Genomic DNA, 9,150 nt, shown 5'->3' with positions numbered 1-9,150 from the left:
AACTTGGTGGGCAGGGTCCTGGCCTTCCTGAAAGCCCCGTCCGAGGATACGCAGCCTAGTGGCTCTGCGATCACCCGGTTGAATATCTGGTCGTCATCATAGAACTGGGTGCCCCTCATGGTGGTATCCCAGTGGCCATCATAGTTAGAGCTGTGCTCGATGTTCAGAATCCGCGCCAGAAAAGTGAGGTCGCGATCCCGAATGGAGAATATCTGGCCTACCTCCACCCGATCCTGGTATGAGTCGTAGGGTACGATGAAATGGTACTCTCTGACGCTCTTGGAGAGAATGCGGTAGGTAGTCCTCTCATTCTCTATCACCAATCGATCTGAATCTCGCTCTGCTCTCTCCCCTCTGATATGATCGATATCTAGCTTCGGCGTCACCATATTTATCCTTCTTTTGGCTTTTTTATTATCTCATCTATTGCAGCCCAAACAGCCTAGATTCTCTGGTGCATCTCCAGGATATCATGATAGTCCTGCATGAGCATTGTTATCTGGGACGGGCTCAAACCCTCTCTGCATAGCATATCTCTCAGCTTCATCCTCAAAGATATCCCCTCGTTCTCTGCGATTTTTATGTCCCGGTGAGCCCGAAAGAGGGCATGAGGGTAGCCTGGGCACTCCGCCGAGGTTGAATAGGATGATATACCGGCCAGTGTTTGCTCAATTTTGCCGGCCAGGTATGCGGGGACATCCACCCGGAAGGCATGATCGCTCCAACCGGTGAATCGGACGATGTAACTCTCCCCTCCCCATTTGCCCGGACCTCGATTCACTTTCTTGTCCTTTAGGTTCAAATACCAGGGAGAGTTGGGCAGGATCATGCTTCCTGCCTGATTTGTATGGTGCATGAAAGGAAGCGATATGCCCTCGCCCCAATAGAGCGAACTGGACTTGGCCACCGCCAGGAGGGCGACCTCTTTCTCCTCTGCTCGCTCGAAGATACGAGAGAGAGCTGCTCGCAGGGGCTCGAATACATCGAAGCTGCCGTCATAGAGGATTATGTCGCCGGGATTTGCCTCGTTGATGGCGTCGTCTATGGATACGTACTCCTGAAGCTCGCGGAAGTAAGTGGAGAGCCTATCCAAATCCTCTTCCGCGAGGCGGATCTGATTTTGGCCCAGGCGCCTCAAATGGGGCTCGAACTGGTCGGCTGAAATTGCCGGATCGGCAAAGAATATATCATTAAAGGTGATGACCGTCCTCTTCCAGTCTCTTCCCTGATAGACCACATAGCCAGAACGGATTAGATTGATGCTTGCCACAGACCAGCCGCAGACGGAGACATTGGAGCCGTCTATGGCCAGTATCCTCCCCTGGAAGTCAGCTGGCTCGATGGGGATAAAATCGCTGCTATGCACTCCTGTCTCCCGGCAATATCCATCGATCCCGTCTAAGGCGATGTGATCCTTTATCAGCTCAGCCACAATGGAGAGGCGCGAGTCGCTCAACATTCAGGCCAAGTTGAAACCGGCAAGGCATATATGGATTGCCGTCTCAGCTATAGGCAATTGATCCGTCACAAGGCAGTAAAAGGGCAATAAGGAGGGAGGCAAAAGTCTGTGATGTAGGAGGGAAAAAGAATTCTGACTTTTGCCAATACGCTATACTGCGATTAACGAATATATACTTTTCGGTATTCGTTCATTAACGAGGCCGAAATATATAGATGAAAATATCTTTGGCACAAAAATTATTAATGCACTGAATTCATTACATTCTCAGAGTTTTATTAATTATTTTGAATGGCCGCAAAAGCATCCACTTTCTCCAGCTGATGCCCTCTCTTAATCCCTGTCAGTTCTGATTTTATCATCTGATAGATGCCAGAGATCGTTCCCAGCATTGCGGGAGCGAGAAAGAATCCAAAGACCCCGCCCACAAGCCCTCCGCCCAGAAATGCGAGCAGCACCAGCATGGGATGGATCGACGATCTGGCATAGACGATATAGGGCCGGACGACCAGCTCCACTGCTGCCACCAGAACCGAGGCCGCGAAGAAGAAGACTGCTGCCTCCATCGGCCCCATCTCAATATATCTGGATATGGCGGTCAAGAGGAAGACAAGCCAGGTTAGAAATGGCACCACCCCTGCCAGGAGTATTATGCTGGCCATGGCCAGGGGCCTGGGAATATCGAAGAGATAGAATATGGGAACGGATGCGATCGCATAGACCATGGCGGTGGAGATGCTGCCCGTATAGATGCCGCTTAAGATGCCATCAATTCTGCCCAGGCATCGAAGCTCAAAATCCCCCTTCTTCTGCCTCAAGAAGTCTACCGTTGCCCCGAGGAGCCTATCGCCATCCACCAGCAGGTAGTAGCATACGCAAAAGGCTATTAAGAGATTCAGAAGTCCGAGGGTCAGCGTCGTTCCCAGATCGAATACCGGCAGGCTGGTGAGCATCGATAGTCCTATTCCCATCAGATTGTCCATGCCTCTGGAAAGCTCATCGAAGATGAATTGAGGAATGTAAATGCTGGATATGAACTCCTGGCCAGTGGCTACGATCTGCGCCCGATGGCTCTGCAGCCATCTGAGCTGAGATGCTGCCTCAAAGACCCCGGCAGCAAATATAATGGATAATGGGGCGATGATGCAGATAATAGCCGCCAGAGAGCCAATCTGTCTTCTCTTTCCAAACAGATCCCTCACCGGACGGCCTAGATAAGTGAAGACTATTCCCAAGACAATGCCGTCCTGCAGCGGCCAGAGGAAGTAAGAGGAGAGAAGTATGAGAAGCAATGTTACGGCGAAGAGCCAATTTCTATGGCTCCATAGACATGACAGATCATTCTCCATCTCTGATTCTCAATTAGAGCTGCAACGATATGAACTTTGGGATGAACAGGACTTGCCCAGCCATTTGCCTCAAGTACGGTAGCGTCTCAGCCATTCCAGAGCCGATCTGGCCTTCAAGCCCAGACCGCAAAATCTGGCTCCAGGAGGCAGGCCTTCTCCCTCTGAGAGCTCGACAAGCTCCTTTTCGTCTATTGCGCCCTCCTCCTTCAGCATATAGACTCTGGTCCTGAATGCCGCCAGAAGAAATCCGTAAAGGAGCGGCCCTATTATGAATCCGAGAAATCCCACCACAAAGATCGGCGCAGCGAAAGCGAGGAGGGTGATGGAGGGATGGATCTTTGCGCCCTGGCTGGCGAGCTTTGGACGGATGACGTTCTCAGGGATGGTATTGATGAAGATCAGACTATAGATGAACAGACCTATGCCCGACAAGTAGTTCCCGATCAGGAGGAAATAGATGCATATGGGCACGAAGATGATCGGCGGTCCGATCATGGGCAATAGGGCAAATATGGCCGTTGTCAAGCCCCATAAGAAGGGATATGAAACCCCAAAGAGGGCAAATCCAATTGCAGCAAGCAGTCCGGTTATCAGGGAGGTCAATAGGTAAACATTGAAAAGATTATTATAAATTTTATTCAGCTCCCCCATAAAATAATTCATCAATTCCCTCTCAGGAAGGATAAGCAAGAATCCCTTTACCGCGCTGGAACCTCCGATGAGAAGGTAATAGGTGATCATTATGGCCACAAAGAACTGGGACATAAGCACAGGCAGCTCGCTGATGAAGCCTGTGGCTAAATTGGTGGCTTCAAATGCAATCTGTGGCAGCAGATCGGAGAGGATCCTGTCTCTGGGGGCCTCGATGAAAGGCCTCACCATCTCCCTCAATCGCTCTACAGTCTCATCTGCGGTTGACTCTGAGACGAGATTATTCAAGACGACATGCAGGGTGTCAAAGGATTCTTCGGTCTTCTGGGTGATATAAATGTCAATGGACTGAACGATATCCTCCTGAGAGGAAAACAGGCCCGATGTCTCTGTGGCAATGGCGTTAAGGGCACTGGAAAGAAAGATCATGAAAAACAGGACGACCAGGAGCAAAGACATGAACGCCGATAAATTCTTCCTTCCAGTCAGGCAATAAATCCGAGAGTAGACCGGAAGCAGGACGAAAGCGAAAAAAAAGCTCAGAAGCAGAGGAGCAATGAATGCTTTTGTGACATACACTGTGCTGATAAAGACAATGAGAAGTACAGCGGATGCTAATAAGTTGAATCTCTTTGACCCCGGCATGTAAGCTATCCTTTAGCTATTCTAAAATATATAATTTTTTGAGGGGCACCATTATGCTCCACCAGCCTTTGAATCTTTATTTATATGGCTCTCTCTTGGTGCTGCCTTCGCCTGCCTCCGTCCCACCATCTGGGCGACAAGGTGCGCTCCAAAGAGGCAGATCAAACCGCTCAGATAGATCCACAACATCAGGATGACTACAGTGCCCAGTGAGCCGTAGACCAGCATATGATTGGAAAGGCCGCTCTCCAGATACCAGGCAAAGCCCATCTTGGAAAGCTCCCAGCATAAAGTGGCCACAAATGCCCCAAAAGCGGCGTCAGACCATCTAATATCCACCTTTGGAGCCCACCAGTAAAGGATGGTGAAGGCGATGAAGATCACAACATCGGGAAACAGTCTGTACAAGAGCTTCGACTCCAATGGCATATGATAAACACCCCCTTCGCCCAGCAACAGGCCCAGGCTAAAGTCCAGGAGTCCGATCAGGGAGACTACCACCATGGAGAGGATGATCAGTCCGATAAGGAGGCTCCCGACCATGGCAATGCCTACTAAACGCCATTCCAGAGGATTTCGCCCTTCGGAGTTGCTCCATGCGCGATCTATGTTCTTGGACAGAATCACAAACACACCAGTCGCCGACCACAAAAGACCTGCCCCCGCAGCTATCCCCACCGGCAGCCTCAAGTGAAGGATCTGATTGACATTTTCCTGCAATAGATCCTTGAGGGGCAGATGCATATTCAGCTTATCCCCCAGATCCTGGATCACCTGAATGTTCTCTCTTGCCAGGCTCTCTGCCGGGGGGAGAATCCCGCCAATAAAATTCATCAGCTGATGGTAGTTTTCTTTGGTCTGGAGAAACGAAGTCCCTAAAATCACCAGCAATATCAGCATTGGAAAGAGGGAGAAGAGGGAATAGTAGGCAATCGCTGCTGCTGCATCCCAGCTTTCCGTCTCAGACATGCGGCTGAATGTGGCGGCTAGAAGTCGAAGAGCTCCGCGACTGTGCCGGTCGGCATGATCAAATCGCCTCAAAAAATTTTCCGCCATTCTCTTTCTAAAAGCTGAGGCGCTATCTTTCATGCTCATTGCAATTGATTCCTCCGCTCCAGGCTTATATCTTTTAGCAGTTGCTCCCGAAAAGCCATAAATAGATTATTTCCTATCTTAGGCCTGTGGCAAAGAAGATAGGGCTTCGGCGCACCCTGGGATTGCTTGAAGTCACCATATCCGGGGTCGGCATAATTTTAGGAGCTGGGATCTATGCCCTTATCGGCGAGGCAGCGGGTCTGGCGGGCAATGCGGTCTGGATATCCTTTGCTCTATCGGCATTGATCGCCCTATTGACCGGCCTCTCTTATGCCGAGCTGGCCAGCATGTTTCCTAAAGCTGCCGCTGAATACGAATACACCTCTCAGGCCTTTGGAGGGTTCTTGGCCTTCCTCGTCGGCTGGATGATCATATTCAGCGGAGTGGTGGGGGCGGCTACGGTCTCTCTTGGCTTTGCCGGCTACTTCCAGGCGCTCACCGGCACGCCCATATTGCCCTCTGCCATCGCTTTGCTGGCGGTTCTCTCTTTAGTCCTCCTCTTCGGCATCACTCATTCCACCCGGCTGGCCATCGTCCTGACCACTGTGGAAGCCCTGGGACTGGTGCTTGTGATCTATATGGGCATTCCCTATCTTGGCAGTGTGGACCTATTGGAGATGTCTCCTTTAGGCAGCGCGGGCATTCTGCAGGCATCTGCCCTGATATTCTTTGCTTTCATTGGCTTTGAGGAGATAGTAAAGCTCTCTGAAGAAGCGAAGGATCCGGAGATAAACATCCCACGGGGGCTGGTTCTGGCAATATCCGCAAGCATCATACTCTATATACTGGTGGCCATCTCTGCGGTTAGCGTCCTGGGCTGGGAGGAGCTGAGCTGCTCCTCTGCCCCCTTCTCTGACATCGCCCGTTATGCCCTGGGGCCGAATGCCTCTGCCATCATATCCATCATGGCGCTCTTTGCTACCACCAACACCGTTCTGCTCATGCTCCTCGCCTCATCCCGGATCATCTACGGCATGGCCAGTTCCGGATCGCTTCCCCCAATCCTGGCATCTGTCCACCCTCGAACCCATGCTCCCTGGATTGCTACAATCCTCTCCATGATCATAGCCATGTCCTTTGTCTTCCTGGAGGATATCGCCTTCGTGGCCAATGTCAACAACTTCACCGTATTTGTGACCTTCATTGTGATCAATGCCGTCCTGATATCCCTGCGATACAAAAAGCCCCAGATCGCTCGCCCCTTCCGGGTGCCAATATCTTTGGGGAAGCTTGCGGTCCTTCCCGTTCTGGGGATATTATTCAATCTTCTGATGCTGATTCAGCTGGAGACCAGGGTTATGGCCATCGGCCTGGGCCTGGGCGGCCTGGGAGCATTAGCTGCCCTGATTAGCATGCGCTATATCAGGTCGGATATAAAAAAATTGATTAAAAATTCTATTTCAAGCAGAGACCAGGGATAGTTTCACTGTTTGCGCAAACTCTGATTGGCCGCTGCCTTTAGCCAATAAAGATATCTCCCCTTTTGCATTCACGACGAAATTCAATTCGACTGAAGCATCTTTAAGAGTGAATTTTGGCTCACCTTCTGAAGCATTTTTTATGCCTTCTTGAATAGCTTTTATCGCTTTAACAAGGTCTTTCTCAAAAGCCTCTGTCCTGGTTGCAGTTCGAGTAGTCGATCTCGCTGGCACAAGTGTGAGCTGGATGGTTTGAAGATCTTTGCTTGCCAATTCTGCACTGGCACCTAAACTGCCTATTACTGGAATAGTTATCTTTAGCTCTCCGCCTGCGACCTTTTCAACAACAGCTTTCAGCGTGAGCTCAAGCTTCTCTATATTGAGTGCCTTCTTTTCAGATTCACTCTTCTGAGCCGCTTTAATCGCTCTCTTAACTCCTGCAATTACCTTTTCGATATCTGCGCCTGAAATCTCGGACATTTTCTCTCACCTTCAAATTTATGACCTTTTCTAAGAATCGAGCATCATTGCCTCGGGATCTGCATAAAGGACATATGCCAGCCAGCTCGAATTGTAGGGCTTAGCCCTGCGGATCTCCTCCCGTGCATGACGAAATGCTTGTGCGATAGGGAATTTGTCTCTTAATAGGGCAGTATAAAAGCTCTTGGCAAATAGAACTGCCAGTTGATCATCTACCTCCCACATGGCTCCGATGAATGCCCCAACGTGAGCTATATTGACAAAGCAAACCGGCCAGCCGCCCAGCCATGTTAAGCTAGACCCTGTTCGTCCAGTATGACATGCATTGATGAAGATGAGTGGCCTTTGACGTCCTTCTCCGAATTTTGTATTTATATCATCAGGTCTTAGCGGTTGTCCTGATAGAATAATTGGAGATCTTGAAGGCATTTTTTCGTCAAATTCCCCGTGGCAGGCAAAATGCATAATAGAGAAGTTCTGATGCTCTAGCCATTCCAAAACTTCAAGATACCCCTGTAAAGGCCCTTTGCCTTCTACACCTTTGTGCAGCTCGTTTAACCTTTCCACGAAATCCATTTCCTCACTCAAATGCTCCAAATCCGTTTTTGAGGAGGATACAGGTAACGCTATGCCCAATGGTAAGATTTCGATATTGGCAGATTCAGATAGCCATCTGGACATGGCAAATTTTTGACACCAGAAAGGTTCCACTTCGGTATCATTGTAGGGTCTAATTATCTCCCACGGTATCCATGGTTCATCTGAAGTTATCATTAATGATTTGGTGTGGGAACGAAATTGCCAGTATTCATCTTTTAATTCTTTAGGAATTATCAACTGCCAAAGGTGTTTTCCTATTGAGCTCAGGCGAGCCTCTGCCACAGATTGCTCATCTGCTGAGAGGTCATACTTGGCCATTTCGCTCAGTTCATTATAAATTTCTTTTACTTTTTCCTGTGGCGATTCTGAAAGCTTTGTCACTCCAAAATTCTTAAAATTATATCTATTATTTCCTCTCAAAGAATGCAGGTAAAAATGCAGCATATGCTCGTTGCTTAAATGATCCATTTGCACAATTAATTCAAGGTCTGGCCCAGAATAATTCAATTCCTTGGATATTGATTTCTGAATGCTCTTTTCTTTCTGCAAAGATGCCGTCAATTCATTGGGCCTCCGAAACATTCACGTTCTTTCTTACCATGCCTATCCGTCTTCCAGATTGATATAAATCCACGCGAATTTGATTCTCCCCGGGGGAAAGTGGAATGATAGAAAAATTTGCAATTTTCGAGTCTTCATTTTTTGCTACATTCAGAATCCTAGTTTCCTCGCCGTTCACTGCGAAATTTGGGGCCAGAAGCGCCATCTCTATTCTTGGAAATTGACTCTGCAGATAAGAATATTCGATAAAAACAGCATCAATGCCTTGTTCTGATACCTCTGCTTGCAGCTGGACGAGGATATTTGATTCCTGGTTCACTCTGAGCTTCTCTGAATGAGTCAGCCTGGGATACAGGATAAATCTATCAAGAGGATCTTTTCCAAGAACCTTACGGCGAATTTCTGTCGCCTGGCGGAAAAGCGGCTCAGCTTCGCTATGTCTGCCCATCGATCGATACAGCACTGCGAGGTTGTTCAGACTCTGGGCATAGTCGGGATGATCTTCGCCTAGCGATTTGCGCCAAATTTCTGTTGCCTGGCGGAAAAGCGGCTCAGCTTCGCTATATCTGCCCATCGAATAATACAGGCCAGCAAGGTTGTTCAGGCTCTGGGCGTAGTCGGGATGATCTTCGCCTAGCGATTTGCGCCGAATTTCTGTTGCCTGGCGGAAAAGCGGCTCAGCTTCGCTATATCTGCCCATCGAATCGTACACCAATGCAAGGTTGTTCAGACTGGTAGCGTAATTGGGATGATCTCCGCCTAGCGATTTGCGCCAAATTTCTGTTGCCTGGCGGAAAAGCGGCTCAGCATCGCTATATCTGCCCATCGATCGATACAGCTCTGCGCGGTTGTTCAGGCTAGCGGCGTAGTCGGGATGATCTTCGCCTAGCGA

8 protein-coding genes and 1 pseudogene are annotated in these 9,150 nt (G+C 49.2%); 1 reads left to right on the top strand and 8 read right to left on the bottom strand.

Annotation, left to right across the window (positions count from 1 at the left end):
* The 5 genes and pseudogenes from BP727_RS11810 to BP727_RS11790 all read right to left on the bottom strand — a co-directional run.
* A pseudogene (locus tag BP727_RS11810) lies at nt 1–389 on the bottom strand (hypothetical protein); the annotation flags it as partial.
* Between the two features lie 53 nt (nt 390–442).
* Entirely contained in the window at nt 443–1,459 is a 1,017-nt protein-coding gene (locus BP727_RS11805; RefSeq protein ID WP_273278628.1) for a DNA double-strand break repair nuclease NurA, read from the bottom strand.
* A 278-nt stretch (nt 1,460–1,737) separates the two neighbouring features.
* Entirely contained in the window at nt 1,738–2,808 is a 1,071-nt protein-coding gene (locus BP727_RS11800; protein WP_273271163.1) for an AI-2E family transporter, read from the bottom strand.
* 69 nt (nt 2,809–2,877) lie between these two features.
* Nucleotides 2,878–4,104, bottom strand: coding sequence for an AI-2E family transporter (locus BP727_RS11795; protein WP_013720536.1), 1,227 nt, complete (start codon nt 4,102–4,104; stop codon nt 2,878–2,880).
* Between the two features lie 51 nt (nt 4,105–4,155).
* Nucleotides 4,156–5,199, bottom strand: a complete 1,044-nt coding sequence (locus BP727_RS11790; RefSeq protein WP_013720535.1) for a YihY/virulence factor BrkB family protein — start codon at nt 5,197–5,199, stop codon at nt 4,156–4,158.
* Nucleotides 5,200–5,285: 86 nt separating this feature from the next.
* Here BP727_RS11790 and BP727_RS11785 point away from each other — a divergent pair, with 86 nt between their 5' ends.
* Nucleotides 5,286–6,620 (top strand): APC family permease, encoded by a 1,335-nt coding sequence (locus BP727_RS11785; RefSeq protein ID WP_286858967.1) that lies wholly within the window; start codon nt 5,286–5,288, stop codon nt 6,618–6,620.
* On the opposite strand, the gene BP727_RS11780 is transcribed toward BP727_RS11785, so the two are convergent.
* From BP727_RS11780 to BP727_RS11770, 3 genes are all read right to left on the bottom strand, one after another.
* Nucleotides 6,600–7,097 (bottom strand): trypco2 family protein, encoded by a 498-nt coding sequence (locus BP727_RS11780; RefSeq protein WP_286858966.1) that lies wholly within the window; start codon nt 7,095–7,097, stop codon nt 6,600–6,602. The two genes, BP727_RS11785 and BP727_RS11780, sit on opposite strands and share 21 nt — an antisense overlap.
* Nucleotides 7,098–7,127: 30 nt before the next feature.
* The gene (locus BP727_RS11775) at nt 7,128–8,258 is read right to left on the bottom strand and encodes a CHAT domain-containing protein (RefSeq protein ID WP_286858964.1); all 1,131 of its coding nucleotides are present in this window, start codon (nt 8,256–8,258) and stop codon (nt 7,128–7,130) included.
* Nucleotide 8,259: 1 nt separating this feature from the next.
* Nucleotides 8,260–9,150: tetratricopeptide repeat protein (locus BP727_RS11770; protein WP_286858962.1), on the bottom strand; the 891-nt coding region annotated here is incomplete at its 5' end.

The organism is Methanosaeta sp. UBA356, assembly GCF_002496465.1.
In the GTDB taxonomy this organism is placed as follows: domain Archaea; phylum Halobacteriota; class Methanosarcinia; order Methanotrichales; family Methanotrichaceae; genus Methanothrix; species Methanothrix soehngenii.
This window is presented reverse-complemented; position numbering and strand designations above follow the sequence as displayed.